The 18,600-nt window shown below is 42.1% G+C and carries 17 protein-coding genes and 1 tRNA gene; 8 read left to right on the top strand and 10 right to left on the bottom strand.

Annotation, left to right across the window (positions count from 1 at the left end; translation table 11 throughout):
* Complete coding sequence (locus tag AC1TO6_RS08700; protein WP_482101206.1) at nucleotides 1-1,659, bottom strand: sensor domain-containing protein; 1,659 nt, start codon at nucleotides 1,657-1,659, stop codon at nucleotides 1-3.
* Between the two features lie 132 nt (nucleotides 1,660-1,791).
* On the opposite strand from AC1TO6_RS08700, the gene AC1TO6_RS08695 reads away from it, so the two are divergent.
* The gene (locus AC1TO6_RS08695) at nucleotides 1,792-2,691 is read left to right on the top strand and encodes a DMT family transporter (protein ID WP_482101205.1); all 900 of its coding nucleotides are present in this window, start codon (nucleotides 1,792-1,794) and stop codon (nucleotides 2,689-2,691) included.
* A 292-nt stretch (nucleotides 2,692-2,983) separates the two neighbouring features.
* Here the strand turns inward: AC1TO6_RS08695 and AC1TO6_RS08690 are convergent, their stop codons facing one another.
* The 5 genes from AC1TO6_RS08690 to AC1TO6_RS08670 form a co-directional block, all read right to left on the bottom strand.
* The gene (locus AC1TO6_RS08690) at nucleotides 2,984-3,229 is read right to left on the bottom strand and encodes a hypothetical protein (RefSeq protein WP_482101204.1); all 246 of its coding nucleotides are present in this window, start codon (nucleotides 3,227-3,229) and stop codon (nucleotides 2,984-2,986) included.
* A 264-nt stretch (nucleotides 3,230-3,493) separates the two neighbouring features.
* The gene (locus AC1TO6_RS08685) at nucleotides 3,494-4,174 is read right to left on the bottom strand and encodes a hypothetical protein (protein ID WP_482101203.1); all 681 of its coding nucleotides are present in this window, start codon (nucleotides 4,172-4,174) and stop codon (nucleotides 3,494-3,496) included.
* A complete protein-coding gene (locus AC1TO6_RS08680; RefSeq protein ID WP_482101202.1) occupies nucleotides 4,174-4,923 on the bottom strand; it encodes a hypothetical protein in 750 nt (249 codons plus the stop codon). Before AC1TO6_RS08680 ends, AC1TO6_RS08685 begins: the two co-directional genes overlap by 1 nt.
* Complete coding sequence (locus tag AC1TO6_RS08675) at nucleotides 4,895-5,803, bottom strand: ATP-binding cassette domain-containing protein (RefSeq protein ID WP_482101201.1); 909 nt, start codon at nucleotides 5,801-5,803, stop codon at nucleotides 4,895-4,897. Before AC1TO6_RS08675 ends, AC1TO6_RS08680 begins: the two co-directional genes overlap by 29 nt.
* On the bottom strand, nucleotides 5,800-6,183 hold the full coding sequence (locus tag AC1TO6_RS08670) for a GntR family transcriptional regulator (RefSeq protein ID WP_482101200.1): 384 nt from the start codon (nucleotides 6,181-6,183) through the stop codon (nucleotides 5,800-5,802). Before AC1TO6_RS08670 ends, AC1TO6_RS08675 begins: the two co-directional genes overlap by 4 nt.
* A gap of 238 nt (nucleotides 6,184-6,421) precedes the next feature.
* On the opposite strand from AC1TO6_RS08670, the gene AC1TO6_RS08665 reads away from it, so the two are divergent.
* Nucleotides 6,422-8,164 carry an ABC transporter ATP-binding protein gene (locus AC1TO6_RS08665; RefSeq protein WP_482101199.1) on the top strand — a complete coding sequence of 581 codons (1,743 nt, stop codon included), beginning with the start codon at nucleotides 6,422-6,424 and terminating at the stop codon, nucleotides 8,162-8,164.
* Nucleotides 8,145-9,974, top strand: coding sequence for an ABC transporter ATP-binding protein (locus AC1TO6_RS08660; RefSeq protein ID WP_482101198.1), 1,830 nt, complete (start codon nucleotides 8,145-8,147; stop codon nucleotides 9,972-9,974). Before AC1TO6_RS08665 ends, AC1TO6_RS08660 begins: the two co-directional genes overlap by 20 nt.
* A gap of 62 nt (nucleotides 9,975-10,036) precedes the next feature.
* On the opposite strand, the gene AC1TO6_RS08655 is transcribed toward AC1TO6_RS08660, so the two are convergent.
* A complete protein-coding gene (locus AC1TO6_RS08655; protein WP_482101197.1) occupies nucleotides 10,037-10,507 on the bottom strand; it encodes a YusW family protein in 471 nt (156 codons plus the stop codon).
* 148 nt (nucleotides 10,508-10,655) lie between these two features.
* Complete coding sequence (locus AC1TO6_RS08650; RefSeq protein WP_482101196.1) at nucleotides 10,656-11,675, bottom strand: DUF2804 domain-containing protein; 1,020 nt, start codon at nucleotides 11,673-11,675, stop codon at nucleotides 10,656-10,658.
* A 69-nt stretch (nucleotides 11,676-11,744) separates the two neighbouring features.
* Between AC1TO6_RS08650 and AC1TO6_RS08645 the strand changes: the two genes are divergently transcribed.
* From AC1TO6_RS08645 to AC1TO6_RS08635, 3 genes are all read left to right on the top strand, one after another.
* Nucleotides 11,745-11,817: transfer RNA gene (locus tag AC1TO6_RS08645), tRNA-Ala, on the top strand.
* A gap of 350 nt (nucleotides 11,818-12,167) precedes the next feature.
* Complete coding sequence (gene glpX / locus AC1TO6_RS08640; protein WP_482101195.1) at nucleotides 12,168-13,136, top strand: class II fructose-bisphosphatase; 969 nt, start codon at nucleotides 12,168-12,170, stop codon at nucleotides 13,134-13,136.
* A gap of 293 nt (nucleotides 13,137-13,429) precedes the next feature.
* The gene (locus AC1TO6_RS08635; protein WP_482101194.1) at nucleotides 13,430-13,915 is read left to right on the top strand and encodes an amidase domain-containing protein; all 486 of its coding nucleotides are present in this window, start codon (nucleotides 13,430-13,432) and stop codon (nucleotides 13,913-13,915) included.
* Between the two features lie 77 nt (nucleotides 13,916-13,992).
* On the opposite strand, the gene AC1TO6_RS08630 is transcribed toward AC1TO6_RS08635, so the two are convergent.
* A complete protein-coding gene (locus tag AC1TO6_RS08630) occupies nucleotides 13,993-14,838 on the bottom strand; it encodes a DegV family protein (RefSeq protein WP_482101193.1) in 846 nt (281 codons plus the stop codon).
* Nucleotides 14,839-15,004: 166 nt separating this feature from the next.
* Here AC1TO6_RS08630 and AC1TO6_RS08625 point away from each other — a divergent pair, with 166 nt between their 5' ends.
* Nucleotides 15,005-15,601 carry a nitroreductase family protein gene (locus AC1TO6_RS08625; RefSeq protein WP_482101192.1) on the top strand — a complete coding sequence of 199 codons (597 nt, stop codon included), beginning with the start codon at nucleotides 15,005-15,007 and terminating at the stop codon, nucleotides 15,599-15,601.
* Nucleotides 15,602-15,739: 138 nt separating this feature from the next.
* Here the strand turns inward: AC1TO6_RS08625 and AC1TO6_RS08620 are convergent, their stop codons facing one another.
* On the bottom strand, nucleotides 15,740-17,122 hold the full coding sequence (locus tag AC1TO6_RS08620) for a dipeptidase (protein WP_482101408.1): 1,383 nt from the start codon (nucleotides 17,120-17,122) through the stop codon (nucleotides 15,740-15,742).
* A 180-nt stretch (nucleotides 17,123-17,302) separates the two neighbouring features.
* Here AC1TO6_RS08620 and AC1TO6_RS08615 point away from each other — a divergent pair, with 180 nt between their 5' ends.
* The gene (locus AC1TO6_RS08615) at nucleotides 17,303-18,541 is read left to right on the top strand and encodes a hemolysin family protein (RefSeq protein WP_482101191.1); all 1,239 of its coding nucleotides are present in this window, start codon (nucleotides 17,303-17,305) and stop codon (nucleotides 18,539-18,541) included.
* Nucleotides 18,542-18,600 lie beyond the last annotated feature (59 nt).

The following is an 18,600-nucleotide window of genomic DNA, read 5'->3' as shown; positions in this document are numbered from 1 at the left end:
TTATTCCCCGAAAGTGATGTTGTCAGATGTAACGGGTATACCAATATAGTAGCCTTGAACAGCATCTACACCCATTTTTTTAAGAAGATCGAATTGTTCTTTCGTTTCAACACCTTCCGCAACAACATAGAGGCCCATTGATTTGCTGAATCGGATCATTCCTTCAACGAGTTGCTGCGTTTTCGGCTGTCGTGTTAAAGAGTGGATAAAGAGCTTATCGATTTTTACCTTTGTAATCGGTAAATGTTGCATATAGCGGAATGATGCGTAGCCTGTACCAAAGTCGTCGAGTGCGAATTCGATTCCCGCGTCTTGTAGCGCTTTCATTTGAAGGTTGATGGAATTTTCCTCTTCTGCCTGAAAAGCAAATTTCTCTGTAATCTCAAGTTCGATGTAGTTGGCGGGACATTGAGTTGTCTCAAGGATATTAATTATTTTGTCCTTCATATTAGCATTGCTAAACTCCCTCACAGAAGAGTTCACTGAAATACCAACGCTATATCTCTGCCTATACCAAGATGCTGCAAGCTTTGCGGCTTCTTCGAGAACGAAAGCTCCGATGTCATGGATGAGACCGTTTTCTTCGGCGATTGGAATAAGTTCATCAGGCATGATTGTACCTAATTCGTCATCTTCCCATCGGACAAGAGCTTCGTATAGCGTTACTTTACCTGAAGCGATATCCAACTGCGGTTGATAGGCGACTTGTAAATTATTGTGGTTAAGCGCAGTGAGCATTTTTCTATCGATGGTTGCCCTTCTATTTAATACTTTGTGCGATGCTGCAGATAAGGAAGATATTTTTCCTCCACCGTTTCCAACAACATCTTTAGTGGCAGCGAGTGCAGCTTTCATCAAATGATTATACGTTTGTTGGTCTTCAGGATAACGAACGATGCCTCCGCTAATAGGTAGTGGCAAGGCGAAGTTGTCGATGTAAATTGGATTCTTTTCAAGGAATATTAGGAATCCCTGTACATACCAATCACCGAAAGAAGTCAGAATGATAAATTCATTGACACCGACCCTGGCAATCAGATTATCCTGGAAGTAACGCTTGAGTCGGTTTGAAAATGATTTGACTAGTTCCGCCTTGGATTCCGATGATTGCAAATCCTTCAATGTATAATAGTGATCGATGCTTATGAAGACTAAGGAGAAGTGTTTTTTCTCTTCAATATGATTATTTACAACCGTCTCAAGCTTGTAACGGCTCATCAGTCCTGTTTCGTAGTCGATAAAAGCAATTTGTTGAAGCTGATCACGTAATTCTATGTCGGCAGTAATGTCCAATTCAAGAAAAGTGAAAGAGCTATTTTTATCGTCACTGTCTGACTTAATCGGAATTGCAATCAGATTGACAAAGTAAGGTTCGCCGAAGCGTGTAACCTTTTCCACCGTGCCAAACCATGTGTTTCCACTTTTTACGCTATCCCAAATGACATAAGCTTGTTCTTGTCCACGATCTGTTTCGGGGAACATTTGCCACAGGGATCTGCCAATTACCCGTTTTGGTGTCCATTTGCTTATTTCTAAAAAGTTTTTGTTAGTATATATAATTGAACCTTCGGCGTTTGTCCGGGTTACCATGTAAAATTGTTCAAGACTTTTCATTATGTCCGGTAGTTCCGGCACGAATAGTCCATAATCTGGTTTCATATAAATGCCTCCTTCCGGGTATGGGATACTACCATTATAATGAAGATATGGCGTCTGTACATCATGAAAATGCTAAATTCACAGTGAATATCGATAATGGTAGATAAATAGTCAGATTGGAGGAGGGGCAAGATGGGGAGATTGAAAGGCATCACTATGATTGTCTTCGGAGCGATGCTTTGGGGAGCGACAGGACCTATGATGGAATGGATTCTAGCAAACAGTCAGTTATCAATTCCATTCATGCTTATAACACGTCTTCTTGTCGCAGGGGTATTTATACTTGTGCCTCTGAAGTTAAAAGGTATAAAAATAATGCTTCCGCTGCAGCAAAAAGTATGGTTGCGTCAAATAATTATTTTCGGGATATTTGGGATGATGGCGGTTCAATATGCTTTTTTGGCTTCCATTAGTACAAGTAATGCGGTAATTGCTACGTTATTTCAATTCTTAGCCCCAATTTACATCATCGCCTTCGTATCTTGGAAGCAGAAAGCCAGTCCACCAGGAGCCCAGGTACTTGGCATGTCTGTCACCATTGTAGGGTTGTTTTTACTTCTTACAAATGGCTCTTTAACAGGTTTTTCTTTGAGTAAGGAAGCGATTATTTGGGGTATATTAGTAGGTTTTACATTTGCTTTTTATACACTTTATCCTGCACGGCTAATGGCTGAATGGGGCGTGTTGTTGGTAGTTGGTTGGGGTATGCTCATCGGCGGTAGTATCCTGCTTATTATGAATCCAGTGACGTACATAACAGAATTACATTATCTATTGGATTGGAAATTATCAATGATGCTTTTCCTAGTGATCATTGTCGGAACAGTAGCGTTCGTCTTGTTCTTAGGTAGCATGAAATATATAACAGCTGTGGAAACGAGCGTATTATCGAGCTTCGAACCACTTACGGCAATGATTATTTCCGTTCTATGGTTCGGCCAAATGCTTGGTAATTGGCAACTCACAGGAGCAATCATCATGCTGGTAGGCGTTGCGTGGCTATCAATAGCGGGAAGTAGAGCAAGAATATGAAAGCAAAAGAACCGGTCCCGCTTTAAAGTGTACCCTTTGTAAAGGACATTTTTAAAAAACCTTATATAAGTTGAACCGAAGAATTTAACTAACCGCTGATTTCCGTTCCGAGCGGACGCTTTCCGCGGGCACGGCCTCAGCCAATCGAACAGCGAAGGGTTCGATTTGCCGTATTTCTGCGTTCTTTGCAGAAATTAAGGCATCCTTCCCTCGTGCTCCCAACGCTAGCGCTGGAGTCGCCGCTCTCCGCTTCAATCAGCTGAAGTGAGTAAGAATTATAAATTCAACATATTTAGGAAACTTGAAGAAATGACCTAAACCCATTTTCTTCACAAGCTTTTGAAATTGGGGACTGGTATAGTGAACCCCTTGATCCGAGTGGATGAAAGCACCTTCCGTGAACTTTTTCCTTCTTCATTTTCCTAGCTATTGCCTTAAATTCATCTGTATATGTAATTCCCTTTTCACTAACAGCTTTTACATAAGGATGTTTCTTCAGTAATCTTTGTTCTTGATCATTAAATAATATCTTTGACATAAGTTCTGCTGTTGGACTTATGTTCTCCTTGTAATCTCCAGCGAAGACGCCTAACAGGGGTAGCCGAAGCAATAAGACTGACAGTGGTCTTCTGTCTGGCTTATTGCGGGAGGCATCCCCAAGCGCCAAGCGTTGTTGGTAGGGTTCTTTATGTCAACATATAATCGTTGTTATTTCCACTATAAATAAAAGTACCCCATAAGAGAGACTTTTTTAAAGTGTCTATCTTATAAGGTACATTTTACTTTGGGTCCGGTTCTTGTTTTAGTTATCGACAAAGTTAATATAAAGATCTTCGTCAGCTGTAATGATTAAGTCTTTTGGAACGAGTAGATGAATAGCAAGCGGGCGCTCCACTGAATTATGGGAATTACTTCTATGCCGCGGTACCTTTGTGAACTGATTTAGTAAATAGGCTTCCTGATAAGTGGTATAGCTAATTTCCGTCACAAGGGGTCGCGGAAAGTTGACGGAATCAGCTGTCCATTCGGGTACTTTATAGTTCAGTTTATCTGAAAAGTCAAAGTCACCTATTAAGAGTAGTGGTTTAATGAGTGTCTCTTCAATAAGCCCATCGTTTACACTTTTGCGTTCAACAATTATCATGGAATCCATATTGGAGCTTGCAGTTATTGCAAGCGTATCTGCTATATTATGCGATCTTTTTTCGAGAATCGCAGCAGGATCGATAGAACTGATATCCCCCTCGTAGATAGCAACCCCTTCATGATCGAATTGTTCCTCTGATCCCACTCTAGGTTGAGTGGTAAAAGAATCTGTGTCAATTAGTTCTACAGCGATTGTCGCAATAAGCAAAATTGCGGCGTATGTTGTCAAAAATACATACGTCCATTTTTTATTGATTTGACGTTTTGGTTTGTTCTTCGCCCGCAAAAAGAACCAGACAATTAAACCTATGACTATCAAAGGCAAGAGTGACAACATTATTTCCTCACCTCCGTATTATTCGTAAGTGCGATGGAAATAGCAAAGAGCACACTAATCGTCACAACTATTTTTATAAGAAAAATAAGCAATGACGTTTCAGTACCATAGAAAAAGACGACTTTTTCCATTAAATTTATGCCCCCCACATCTAATCGGAGCATGGGAACTATGAAAAATGCAACGAGTAATAGTGGAATGACAAGCTTGCTACGCTGGATGAACGAACCCGTCACATAACCTAGGCTTGCAAACAGCAAGGTATAAAGAATGGAAGTCGCAATCCTAATGAAAAAGTCGACTGGAGAACTGAGTAGCCCTGAAGCTTCATTAATCAAGAGATCACTTTGGAATAATGCGAATAACTTAATAACGGAACCCGCTAGGACTGCTGTAATACCGGCAATGGCGGATGCGAGCATTAAAAAGAGAATGCTGGATAAGTTGTGGCTAATCCGGTTTGATACGAACGAAAAAGCATCGTTGCGATAGGCTAGTGTTGTGACAAGGATACCCGTTAAAAGAGCCCAAAATAGTGTGAAGAGTACAGGTACATCACCGGTTGAAAAGGTATATTCAGTTATTACTGTACCTCCACTGGATCCGCCTCCACCCCCGTTTTCAAAGCCTATAAAGAGTCCAATCAGTTGTATAATGAGTAGTGAGCTGAAGACGCTAGTGTAGGCATTCAATTTATGAAGAAATTGTTTTTTGACAATGTCATTTAGGCTTGGTTCCGTTAAATACATCATCAATCCCTCCTTTTGTACCGGTAGTCAATGCAACGTATGCATCATTTGCTGAGACGGGCACTATTTTAATGTCTTGTTGAGAGAGGTGCATCAATTCATCAGAAGTGAAGGTGTTTTTAAAAAGGAATTCACTATATGAACCATTCATCTGGCTACCAAACGTTTCTTTTATCGAAACGTACTCAAGCAATTTCTCGCTTTTACCAATCAGACGGACAAACATTTCTTGTAACTCTGTGATGGAATTGTGAAAGAGAACTGTTTTGTTATGAACTAAAAGGATATCTTCAAGCAAGTCTTCAATTTCTTCAAGGTGATGACTAGATACTAGAATGGTTCTGGGATGCGCGATATAATCTTTTAGGAGCGCACGGTAAAAGTCTTTCCGAGCAATCGTATCCATTCCGGTAGTGGGTTCGTCGAAAATCGTCAGCGGGCAATGTGAAGCCAGGCCGATAATGGCATTGAAGGTACTCTTCTTTCCTTTTGAAAGGTCAATATGACGAGCTTCTGAATGGAAACTGAAATAATCGAACAACCCTTGCGCAAGTGGCGCATCCCAGTTTGGGTAGAAACGATTAGATTCTATTAAAATATCTTGAAGTGTCAGTTTGTCAGAAAAGCTCATTGTATCGTCAATCAGAATAGAGTTTGCAGACACTTTCAAACTGTTGAAAGGATTGTCTGAAAACACTTGGACATCTCCTGATGTAGCTTGGATATGTCCGGCGGCTATTTTCATCAACGTAGATTTGCCAACGCCATTGCGTCCGATGATTCCTGTCAGAACGTTTTCCCGAATACTGAAATTCATCTGGTTCAGGACAGTGCGCCTACCAAACTTCTTTGTGACATCAGTGAAATCAATTACATTCATGATTTTTCCTCCTTTTTCCGCGAACGTTCCTCTTCGATCAGCGACAGCAAATGTGAATCGTCGACTTGGAGAAGCGTGGCTTCGTTGAGTAAGTCTATGATGAGTTGCCGTAGTTTCTCTTCTTTGCGTTTTTTTAACAGTTTGTCGCGTGCATCTGGTGCAACAAACATGCCGAGACCACGGCGCTTGTAAACGACTTCGGCTTCAAGCAATAATGTCAGTCCTTTACCAGCTGTAGCTGGATTTATCGTAAATAGTTCTGCCAATTGGTACTGGGAGTAGACTTTTACATCGGGCGGAAGGGTTCCATCGATTATTTCCGTCTCAAGCCATTCCGCGATTTGTAAGTAAATCGGTTTTGATCCGCCCATATCGAGCATTCACGTGACCTCCTTTTCAATAGTGCATTACTGTTGTAATGTACTATACGTTAATTTGAAATGAAATGCAATTCGATTATTTAAACATTTTAATTCAAAGTACTTTAGATGCAATATTCCCTAGGTTAAGATGTCTCACAATTCAGTCGTATTGGCTATACACAGCCTAGTACCTGTGGCATAATTAGCTTATCAAGAAGTAATTCGTGAAACGAAAGAGTTTTTGGAGGTCAGTGAGATGAAAACTGTTTTTTCTTATGCATTGCCATACAAATGGCCAATTGTAATTGCACTATTTCTTATGCTTCTGGAGTTGTCGGTAGAACTGATACAGCCGCTTCTCATTGCTAAAATTATCGACGATGGCATCTTGGCGGGAAATGAGACTGTTATTTGGACGTGGGGAAGCGTCATGATGGGGCTGGCTTTTGTGGCATTCTTTTCGGGGGTTATCAATTCGTTTTTCGCTGCACATGCTGCACAAAGTTTTGGATTTGATTTGCGTCAGGCACTTTTCCGCCAAGTCCAGACGTTTACCATGGCTACATTTCTCAGGTTCCCAACATCGGGACTGATCACACGTCTGACGAGTGATGTAACGATGGCACAAAACGTCCTGTTTATGGGGCTGCGAATCATGTTGCGTGCGCCGTTGCTTGTTATAGGTAGTTTAATCATGGCTTTTTTCGTTAATGTAAAACTCGCTTTGTTCCTTGTGGTAGGGGCACCATTTTTGCTGGTCTTCCTATATATCATGGCGAAGAAAGGAGTTCGTTACTTTTCTCACGTCCAAAAAAGGCTAGATCGGGTAAATCGTGTAATTCAAGAAAACTTACAAGCGGTTCGGCTCATAAAAGCTTTTTTACGCGGGGCTTATGAAGCGAGCCGCTTCTCCAAAGTATCCGATCTGTTAAGAAAAGATACTGTAAAAGCGATGCGGATGATGGAACTTATCTTGCCAATTCTACTGTTCGTTATGAACGCCAGTTTAATGGCTGTGCTATGGTTTGGTGCAATTGAAGTTCGTGACGGGGGAGCGCAAGTGGGGGAGCTGGTCGCGATCGTCAACTATGCGATGCGTATGACTGGTGCATTTTCCATGTTCTCTTTCATCATCATTGCATTCTCACGTGCGAAAGCCTCTTCCGAAAGGATGGAAGAAGTATTACTTGCAAATGAAGACCTAGAAATCCATCGTTCAGAAAGTACAGGACTGCTGCGCAATGAAGGCGATTTACGATTCGAAAACGTGTCGTTCATGTACCCGGGTAAAATGGAACCAATTTTGGATAATGTGTCATTCCATGTATCCTCCGGTGAAAAGCTAGCAATCATGGGGGCAACCGGCTCTGGGAAATCCACTTTACTAAACCTCATTCCTCGGATTTTCGAAAAGAGTTCTGGTGAAATATATGTGTCTGGGACAGAAGTGGATGAATGGCCGTTGAAAGACTTGCGGGATACAATCGGACTCGTTCCACAGCAATCGATTTTATTTACAGGGTCCATTTTGGAAAACTTATCGTGGGGAGATACCGAAGCGCATGTCGATGAGTTGGAAGAGGCGGCGGAGAAAGCGCAAATCCATGAATCAATTGATTTGTTCCCGCTAAAATATGGGACACGGGTCGGACAGAAAGGCGTCAACTTATCAGGCGGTCAAAAGCAGCGATTGTCCATCGCACGTGCGCTTGTGCGAAAACCATCTATCCTGATTCTTGACGACAGCACAAGTGCACTTGACGTGAAAACGGAAACTGCGTTATGGGATGCGCTTGAAGGGGAAGAGGCAACAATGCTCGTTGTAACACAAAAAATCCGGACTGCACAAGGCGCAGACAAAATTCTTCTTCTGGATGAAGGGAAAGTTGTCGGCTACGGAACACATGACGACTTGATTCTGCAATCTGCATTGTACCGAAAAATAGCAGAATCTCAATCCGATGAGGAGGTGGCTGCCGATGTTACGCGCAATTCGTAAACCGTTCGGCTACGAGCCGATCCTATCCAAAGAAGATATTCAAGGTAAAGGAAAAAAGAAGAAAGAGCGTGCAGGTAATTGGAAGTCAGTCCTATACCGGATTTGGACACTTGTAGATGAACAGCGAGGTCTGCTAATTGCAGTGCTCTCACTTGTTTTTGTCAGTTCGATTTTGGCGTTGCTCGGACCGTTGATGATTGGAAAAATTATTGATAACTACATTATTCCGATGAATTTTGCAGGTCTAGGCGGCAATATAGGATTGCTAATCGCAATTTATATTGGTATATCGTTTGCCATGTACTTTCAGAACTATTGGATGGTAGGTATTGCTCAGCAGACGGTTTTTCGTTTGCGAACAAGCCTGTTTGCCCATCTGCAAAAATTACCGGTCACATTTTTCGATAAACGGCAACACGGCGAACTGATGAGCCGGATTACAAACGATATTGAGAACGTCAGCCAAACGCTGAATTCCTCTTTCATCCAAGTGTTTTCAAGTATTTTGACACTGACGGGGACATTTGCTGTCATGCTTTACTTAAGTCCACTTCTGACACTACTGACAATGATTATTGTGCCTATCATGTTCATAGCGATACGATGGATTACCCGTCGTACTGGGTTGTTGTTTAAAGAACAACAACGGGCGGTCGGTGAATTGAATGGAATGATTGAAGAGACCATTTCCGGTCAGCGTATAGTCAAAGCGTTCTCGCAGGAAGACCGTGTGATGGAGGAATTTGCACAGAAGAGTGACAGGCTTCGTCGTACCGGATTCTGGGCGTTGACCTATTCCGGATTTATCCCCAAAGTGATGAACATGCTGAACAATGCCAGTTTTGCGGTCGTTGCAGGAGTTGGTGGATTACTTGCTTTAAGAGGGGATGGGGTTGTTACAGTTGGAACAATCGTTATCTTCTCGGAATTTGCACGTCAGTTTACACGTCCACTCAACGATCTTGCTAACCAGTTCAACACTGTTCTTTCAGCAATTGCGGGGGCTGAGAGGGTATTCAAGATAATGGATGAGCCTGTTGAGAAAGACGAAGCAACAGAATTTGGAAATACAACACTGCGAGGGGATATCGAATTCCGCAATGTGTCATTCGGTTACGCAGTTGAAACGGACGGCTATACGATTGACGATGTATCTTTCCATGTGAAATCAGGTGAAACGGCGGCGTTTGTCGGCGCAACAGGGGCAGGAAAGACAACAATTATGCAATTGCTAGCTAGGTTTTACGAAGTCGATAAAGGAGAGATTTATATCGACGGCATTCCGATTAGCAAGTTGCCGCGAAGAACGCTGCGCAGTCAGACTGCATTCGTCTTACAAGATCCATTTCTTTTTGAAGCGACAGTATTTGAAAATATCCGCTACGGAAAACTGGACGCTACTGACGAAGAGGTAATCATCGCTGCGAAACAGGCCAATGCACATAGCTTCATTAGTCGGCTTGAAGATGGGTACGAGACTATGCTTACATCGGATGGTAGCGAAATTTCGCAAGGGCAGAAGCAATTGCTGTCAATTGCCAGGGCACTCGTTGCAGATCCAGTACTCTTACTTCTTGATGAAGCGACGAGCAGTATCGATACCGTCACAGAACTGGAAATCCAGGAAGCGCTCGATTGTCTAATGGTAGGTAGAACCAGTTTCGTTATTGCACATAGACTTAACACAGTTCGAAAAGCCGATACCGTCTATGTTATGGAACAGGGAAAACTCATTGAATCAGGAAATCAAGAAGAGTTAATTGAGCGACAAGGTGTTTATTACAATATGCTTTTGGAGTCAAAAGTATAGCGATTAAAAATTTAAAAGGCTGCAAGGACATATTAAAATGTCTCTGCAGCCTTTTAAATAAATTACTTCTTTTCCTCTATATCGAGAAGCGTACCATCGTCAAAATCGACTTCAAGATCGAATTTTGAGTATGTGTCCAGTTGATACCACTTAAGGATATTGTCGATTACTTCTTGTTTAGGCGTATCCTTCATAATACGGATATCTAAAAAGAATAAATGGAGCTCATCCATAGCTGCGCTGTCTTTTAACTTGATGTTTTCCAATTTGTTTTCATACTCTGCTTCTGCACTTTTTTGGACATTATAGTCTGCCTCGATTGCATCTTTTCCACCTACGTCAATGTCAAGATCAAATGAAGAGAAGCCATAACCATTACCTGTATTGATGGTTCCGCCTTCTTTCTCACGTTCAAGAATAATATCCGCGTCTTCGCGGTTAGGTTCATCGGCATTTTTCCCGAGGTTACCACATGCACCCAACACCAATGCACCGATTAAAAGAAATGTACCTATTCTATATTGTTTTTTCAATATACACACAACCTTTCATATAGTTAGCCTTCTTATGTATTTTGCCTATAATGTTGATTTCTAAACAAAATACGTATATCAATTGAAAAAACCGACATGAATGCCGGCGTGTAAAATGAGATATTATGTGCGAGATCAGATTATTCATTTACCATTTTGCGTTGTGTTCTTCGGATGAACCAAGCATCTTACGTATTTGTAGAATGGAACCGTCATGTAAGCGTATCTTTCCGTCGAAATAACCGATGACTTGATGGACTTCGGTACGGACCAACCGGACATTCGTCGTAGAGACTCTTTCGAAAAAGGGTGTAAATGTGATGTTTACACTGTCGGAAAACTTGGTCTGGATCTTCCAGGGTACCATGTAATTTTTGGAGTCATATGTAAACACAACATCTTCATGGATTTTTGTCATTAAGCCATTAACAAATACAGCATTTTCAGTCATTCCTGTTCCGTCCGTCCATTTTCCACCAAAGTTAAGCCCAATGCGGCGGCCACCAAGACGCTGAGATGCCATTGCCCAGTTCCACTCTGATTTACGGGGCCATATGCCTCTGCCGTAATCGAGAACCGCGAAACTGTAATCAGGATTGAAGTCATACCGTCTTTCACCAATCTTAACAAAGCCGGAGGTCGGCAATGAATGGTGCTTAGCTGTGAATTGGAAAATTTCCCTGTTTCTTGGGATTACAACATTCAACGATTCATCGTCAACTGGATGGACGATGTGGAAATCCGCATGAAGCACTTCATTATCGAAGTCAGGAATCGTTACGGAGAGATGTGTTTCACCTTGGATATGTAAAATCTGAACGGTTAGGTTATCATTCACAAATTTAACACTGTCTAGCACATTTTCAGGCATCTTGACAGCGCGTCCAATTGGAATTGTAATTTGTTTCTCATAGAATCGTTGCGTTTCGTAATTTAAGATATAGACAAAGCAGACAGCGGCATAATCGAGATGGCTAATTGTCACAGAAAACAGCAAATCTTCCCCGTATACGCACCAATAATTCCACTTTTTCTTCCGCATGAAATGATTTTTTAAATTGCTTTGGATGTACGGGTGACGCGCGAAGCCGATTGCTTCTGGATTCAATAACCCTTTATCGTCACACAACGCAACAGGTCCTGTGATTTCTCTTTCTGCATGCTGCATGTAGATGTGCCCCCTGCCTATTGTCTTTTTCGAATATTATTGCTATAATCCTTATTGTACCAAAGATTCGGGGCATTAGCTCAGCTGGGAGAGTGTCACGCTGGCAGTGTGAAGGTCAGGGGTTCGAGCCCCCTATGCTCCATATAGTAGTTAAGAGTGTTTCGGTTTATCCGAGCACTCTTTTTTTGTGCAATATTAATATTAGTGGGTTGATTACCAATCACGTTTATTGTGATACGGAAGAATATGTAGAAGGTGTCTGGAACATACTGTGCATCTTGAAGTCATTAGATGGTTTAAACGGAACTCTCCATTATTATCTTGAAAAATGATCTAGACCTATTCCTATGGTTTTATTATTAATTCAGAAAAATAAGTTTTCGGAATAGGGAAATCGCATAACTAAGATAAATGCTTATTTTTTGTTATACTCAATTAGAAATTTAGTATATCTGATTTTTTCAGTCTGTTTAATAATAAGGAGTGGATGTAATGGAACGTGAATTAGCATTAGAAGTAGTACGTGTAACTGAAGGGGCTGCTTTAGCAGCAGCAAGTTGGATGGGTAGAGGAAATAAAATAGCTGCTGACGATGCAGCGACTACCGCCATGAGAGCGATATTTGATTCTATTAATATGCGTGGAACTGTGGTAATTGGTGAAGGGGAAATGGACGAAGCCCCTATGTTATATATCGGTGAAGAGCTAGGAACAGGTCAAGGCCCGGAAGTTGATATTGCAGTTGACCCTTTGGAAGGGACAAATATAGTAGCAAAGGGATATTCCAATGCGATTACAGTTTTAGCAATTGCGGATAAGGGTAATTTACTTCACGCACCCGATATGTATATGGAAAAAATAGCCGTAGGACCATTAGCTGCAGGGAAGATAAATTTAGCTGATCCTATTGAAAAAACCATTGATATTGTAGCAGAGGCAACGAACAAACGGGTTAAAGATGTAACTGTTATGATACTTGAAAGAGAACGTCATCAGGATTTAATTGATCGTGTACGTGCAAAAGGAGCTAGGGTTAAACTCTTCTCGGATAATGACGTTAGTGCAGCGATTGCTACAGGTCTTCCAAATACAGGTGTGGATTTATTTGTAGGAACTGGTGGAGCACCTGAAGGGGTCATTGCAGCTGCTGGATTAAAATGTCTAGGTGGGGAAATGCAAGGGAGACTTCTACCAGAAAACGAGGAAGAATATAAACGTTGTCAACAAATGGGAATAGAAGAACCGACACGTATATTAAAATTAGAAGATCTTGTAGCTGGTGATGATGCTATTTTCGCTGCTACAGGTGTTTCTTCCGGTGATATTCTGCAAGAAGTTCGTTTTCTCGGAGGCGATTTAGTAGAAACGGATTCTATCGTAATGCGAGCGAAAACAAAGACTGTTCGATATATAAAAACCCACCATCACCTTGAACATAAACCATATGTATTGGGAGAGTAAGGATGTCTTTATTGTTGAACATCTGGACCAGTACACAGCATTTATATTGAAAGTCTAGATAAGAACGCTGGCAATGTGAAGGTCGGGAGTTTGGGTCCCCTAAGCTCCATATAGTTTTCAAAAGGTGTCCGGAATAATCGGGCACTTTTTTTGTTGAGGAATATATAATACTGCTTGAACTCGGAATGCCATCTAAGATAGCGTTTTTACGTCTCTTCCGGTTCATCGAATGACACTCCAAGCGCATTCCAAACGCTTTGTATTCATAGGATGGCGTAGGGAGGGATTTGAAGATGTATAACAGGGAAGCAGCCGTCCGCTATGCCGATACGTGGTGGGATAGTCGTAATCCAGCATATCCAACATTCGATGTAGATTGTACCAATTACATTTCGCAATGCTTGCGGGCGGGCGGAGCGCCAATGCATGGATCTCCGAATCGGGAGCGGGGTTGGTGGATCGGTGGCGGCACATGGAGTTTTAGCTGGTCTGTAGCGCATTCATTGCGATGGTATTTGGCGGGTTCGAAAAAAGGGTTGACGGCCACACAAGTTTCATCTGCCGAGCAGTTAGGGTTAGGGGATGTCATTGCCTATGACTTTCAAGGCGATGGAAGATTTGATCATACAACGATTATTACGGCGAAAGATGGTGCGGTTCCGCTCGTCAATGCACATACTTATAACGCAAGGCACCGGCACTGGGCATACAAAGATTCGTATGCCAGCACACCCAATGCGCGCTACATCTTTTTTAAAATCAATGACCAATTTTCATAAGGAGAACGAGTGTCAGATACCTAGGGCAAGACATAAAAAAGCAGTCCGTCGATTAATAACGGACTGCTTTATTAAATTCAGTCAAACCATAAAACGGCAAGCGTTCCTTCTCCCGCATGAACCGCGAGGACGGAACTAATATCTCCGATTTTCACTTCAAGGCCGGGTACTTGCTCCGTAAGAAGGTTTTTCAAATGGATTGCCTGATTCATGACATTGCCGTGCATTAAGTGAACTGTCTTTCTGCCGGGATGATGCTCTGCAGCTACTTTATCGACCAGGTATTGAAGTGCTTTTTTCTCGGACCGAACTTTTTCGACCGGTTCCAATTCGCCATTTGCCGTAATAGTAACGATTGGTTTCACTTTCAACAAACTGCCGAGGAAGAACTGCGCACCGTTCATTCGGCCGCCTTTGTAAAGTTGTTCCAGTTGCCCCATCAATATGTAGATGTGCAGGGTTCCGGTCATTTTGTTCAGTTGTTTTTCGATTTCGGAGACAGTTGCACCTTTATCGTACATTTCCATGCCTCGTTCAATTAACCCGGTAATTCCGTAGGATAGTGAAAGGGAGTCGATGAATGTTACAGGAAATCCTGCGATTTCAGCGCCAGCAGTCGAAGAAGCAAGTGTCCCGCTCATTTTACTCGACACGTGAACAGCGATTGCCTGTTCATAATGTTCCGCGATTTCCTTGAATTTTTCGGAAAACTCACCTGCTGATGGTTGAGAAGTTTTCGGAAACTCTTTTGCATCTTTAATTTTACCGTAAAGTTGTTCAGGTGTTAGATCGACACCGTCGACAAACTGTTTTTCACCGAAATGTATATTTAAAGGAACGGAAAAGAAGTCCGGGTGTTGTTTGAGTTCCTCGGAAACGAAGGCAGTACTGTCCACAATCCATGCAAGCGGTTTCTTAGTCATGATTAAAACCATCCTTTTTTATTAGAATATATGCTTTTATTACTATACCATGAAAAGTATTTAATTGTATTCAGAAAACAATAATGACGTTACTGTTCAGCCATTTTCGCAAAAGAGGAACGGGTAAGGTATAATAGTCGGAGTATAAGTAAAGGGGACATGATTTATGAATGAGCAAGCCTTATCAGTTAGAGACGCGATTATTACGCGTCGTTCAATAAAGAACTTTAATGGTCAACCGGTTGATCCGGAAAACATTGCAGAAATGTTGGAAGATGCGGCGTGGGCGCCAAATCATGGCAATCGCAATCCATGGCGCTTTGTTGTAGCTGCAGATAAGGAATATGTGAAATTCCTTGATGTGTTGAAAGAATATGGCGTACCTAAATGGAAAGAGCTTTCGGAAGAATCACTAGCGCAGCAAATGAAGAAATTTACGGGTCCAGGTGCTGTTGCATTCGTTGTCGTTCCTGAAGATGCGCGCCAGAAAGAACGCCTGGAAGATTACGCAGCAGCAAGCATGTTCATAATGAACACACACCTACTTGCGTGGGATAAAGGGATTGGAACTTGTTGGAAAACTCCCGGATTCCTCGATAATCCGAAATTCAGAGCAGAACTCGGTGTTAAACAAGGAGAACGTATTATTAGCATGCTCCAATTCGGTTATTTTGATGAAATACCAAAGGCCGCTCCCCGTAAACCACTAGTAGAATTAGTTACCTATTACGGCCGAGATAGTGAAGAAGCGAAAGAAGTATAAATTAGAAATGATTAGCGTCCGCATTGCATTTAATCATGTAATACGGACGCTTTTTTCGTGTTTAACGCTGGTTTTTATGAAAATGGTCCTGTCGTGAAAGCAAAAACCGAATCCCCATAATGGGAATCCGGGATAGGACTACTTCTTAAGTTCATCTTTGTTAAAACTGGCAATTTCATAGTAATAATCGCTGATGACGCGCAAACCTTGGTCGAAGTTCTCCAAGTGGAAATGTTCGTTTGGCGCGTGGAAGTTTTCTGATGAAAGACCGAAGCCCATTAAGACCACTGGCAACTCGAGAATTTCATCGAATGCCGCCACAATTGGAATCGATCCACCACCACGCGTATAAGCAGTCGGTACATTGTATACTTTTTCGTATGAACGACCGGCCGCCTGGATAGCGGGGTGGTCAAACGGAGTGATAAATGGTTTTCCTTTATCGAATTCAGTCACTGTCACGGTTGCGCCCACCGGTTTGTGTTTCTCGATATGCGCTTTCAACTTCTCGACGATTTCATCGGGATCCTGGTCAGGTACTAAGCGGCACGTGATTTTTGCGCCTGCTTCTGAAGGCAATACTGTTTTAATGCCTTCTCCTGAAAATCCGCCAAATACGCCGTTAATTTCAAGTGTCGGACGTGTCCACGTACGCTCAAGGTACGAATACCCTTTTTCTCCGAACAGTTCTGTCACACCGATTTCTTCTTTCAATTCGTCTTCGTCAAAGCCAAGCGCTTGGTAAGCTTCGCGTTCCTCGTCTAATAGAGGGCGTACATTGTCGTAAAATCCTTCTATAGCAATGGTTCCTTCTTTATCGCGGAATGACGCAAGAACTTCTGCAAGTACATGAATTGGATTTTGGACGCCACCGCCATACAAGCCGGAATGAAGATCGCTTTTCGCGCCCTGTATATCGATCTGAACGCCGCTCAGGCCGCGAAGTCCATAACAAACTGCGGGTTGTCCGGGCCCTTGCATGCCTGTATCGGAAATAACAATAACATCGGCTGCAAGTTTGTCCTGGTTAGCCTTAATATACTTCTCGAGACTCGGACTGCCAATTTCTTCTTCACCTTCAATGATGAATTTCACATTGACAGGCAATCCGCCCGTTTTCTGAATAAGCGCTTCAACAGCCAAAACATGCATGAATACTTGTCCTTTGTCATCGCTGGCACCACGTGCATATAATTTGTTATCACGTACTTCAGGTTCGAATGGCCCGCTTGTCCACAAATTCAATGGATCGACCGGTTGCACGTCGTAATGTCCGTACACGAGGATGGTTGGTTTTCCTTCTGCGTGGAGCCAATCGCCGTACACAACGGGATGTCCATCTGTTTCATCAATTGAAAGATTTTCAAGACCTGCTTTTTTGAAAGAAGCGCGCAACCATTCTGCAGCTTGTTGCATATCATCCTTATGGTCGGATAAAGCGCTGATACTTGGAATACGTAGAAAGTCTTTTAATAGGCCTAAATGTACATCCCGTTTTTCTTTGAAATACCCGTCAATCATCTCTAAATGATTCAATATAATTCCTCATTTCAAGTAATTTTGATTAGGAATAGTATAGCAGATAAATGAGGATTTTGAGCTTGAAAGACGAACGATAACCTGAAGGGTATGGTATACTGTTTGAAAGTTATTAATTGGACGAATATACAAATATGATATTATTTCCGGGAGGAATTGCTTTTGTTTATTGCACTTGGCTTCTTTTTATTCATGTCGTTTTACCTCTCAGGTAGTGAAACGGCTCTTACGGCAGTAAATAGGAGAAAGGTCCAGTTTCGTGCAAATCAGGGAGACAAGCAGGCTATCAGGCTGCAGAAACTGATTTCGAAACCGGACCGTATGATTACAGGGATTCTGATCGGAAATAATATCGCGAATATTATGATGCCGACCCTCGTTACGACTATAGCAATCAACAAAGGTCTAAGTGTCGGTATTTGGACAGGGATACTGACGGTTATTATTATTGTCTTCGGTGAAGTGTTGCCGAAAACGATTGCTGCAACGTTCAGTGAGCGTGTCGCTTATATGGTTTCACCTACAATTTCACTTCTTATTACAATATTGACTCCGCTGACATCACTACTGGGCATGTTCACAAATATTTTCATCCGCATTATTTCAAAAGGTGCGGTGACGAAAGCTACACTTACCAAGGATGATCTACGATCGATGGTTGACATTGCATCTATAGAAGGAACATTCAAGATGGAAGAATCAAATCGATTGAAAGAAGTACTCGATTTTGCAGAAAAGGATGTATCTGACGTCCTTGAAACACACCGGATGGATATCATCGGGCTGCCGATTGAAGCAACCTACGAAGAAGTACGTGATATCATTCTCGAGCATTCCTATACACGTTATCCCGTCTATGAAGAAAGCATGGATACGATTTTAGGCGTTTTTTATTCGAAAATGCTAATCGGGTGGTCGATGAATCCTAAACAGACACTTAGTGAGTTGATTGACCGCAATACATTTTACGTAGTGCAGTCCGCCAGCGTTGAAAAAGTGTTCAAGATGATGCTTGCGAAGAAGAAGCATATGGCTATTGTTCTGGATGAATACGGAGGAACACTTGGCGTTATTACACATGAAGATATTATCGAAGAAATGATTGGCCAGGATATTGAAGATGAGACGGACGATGATGAAGAAGTACTTGTCTATGAAAAAACGGAACACATGTTAACTTGTCACGGAAGGCTCGAAATCGTTGATGCGATGGATTTGTTAGGCGTTGAATTACCGACCGATCATGAAACACTTGGCGGATTTGTTCTGCAAGAGCTTGGTCATGTTCCTGAAGAAGGTGAACGATTTACATACGATGATATGCGTTTTGAAATTGAGGAAATGGAACGCAACCGTATTATACGAATGACGATTGCGATTCGGTCTGAAGAAAATGAATGAAACACGAAAATCCTTGTAACCAGGCGATGGTTATGGGGATTTTCTTTTTTCAGATTGTC

The sequence above is a fragment of the Sporosarcina sp. Y352 genome (genome assembly GCF_056786535.1).
Note: the sequence above shows the minus strand (reverse complement) of the source record. Positions and strands in the feature narration are given on the sequence as shown.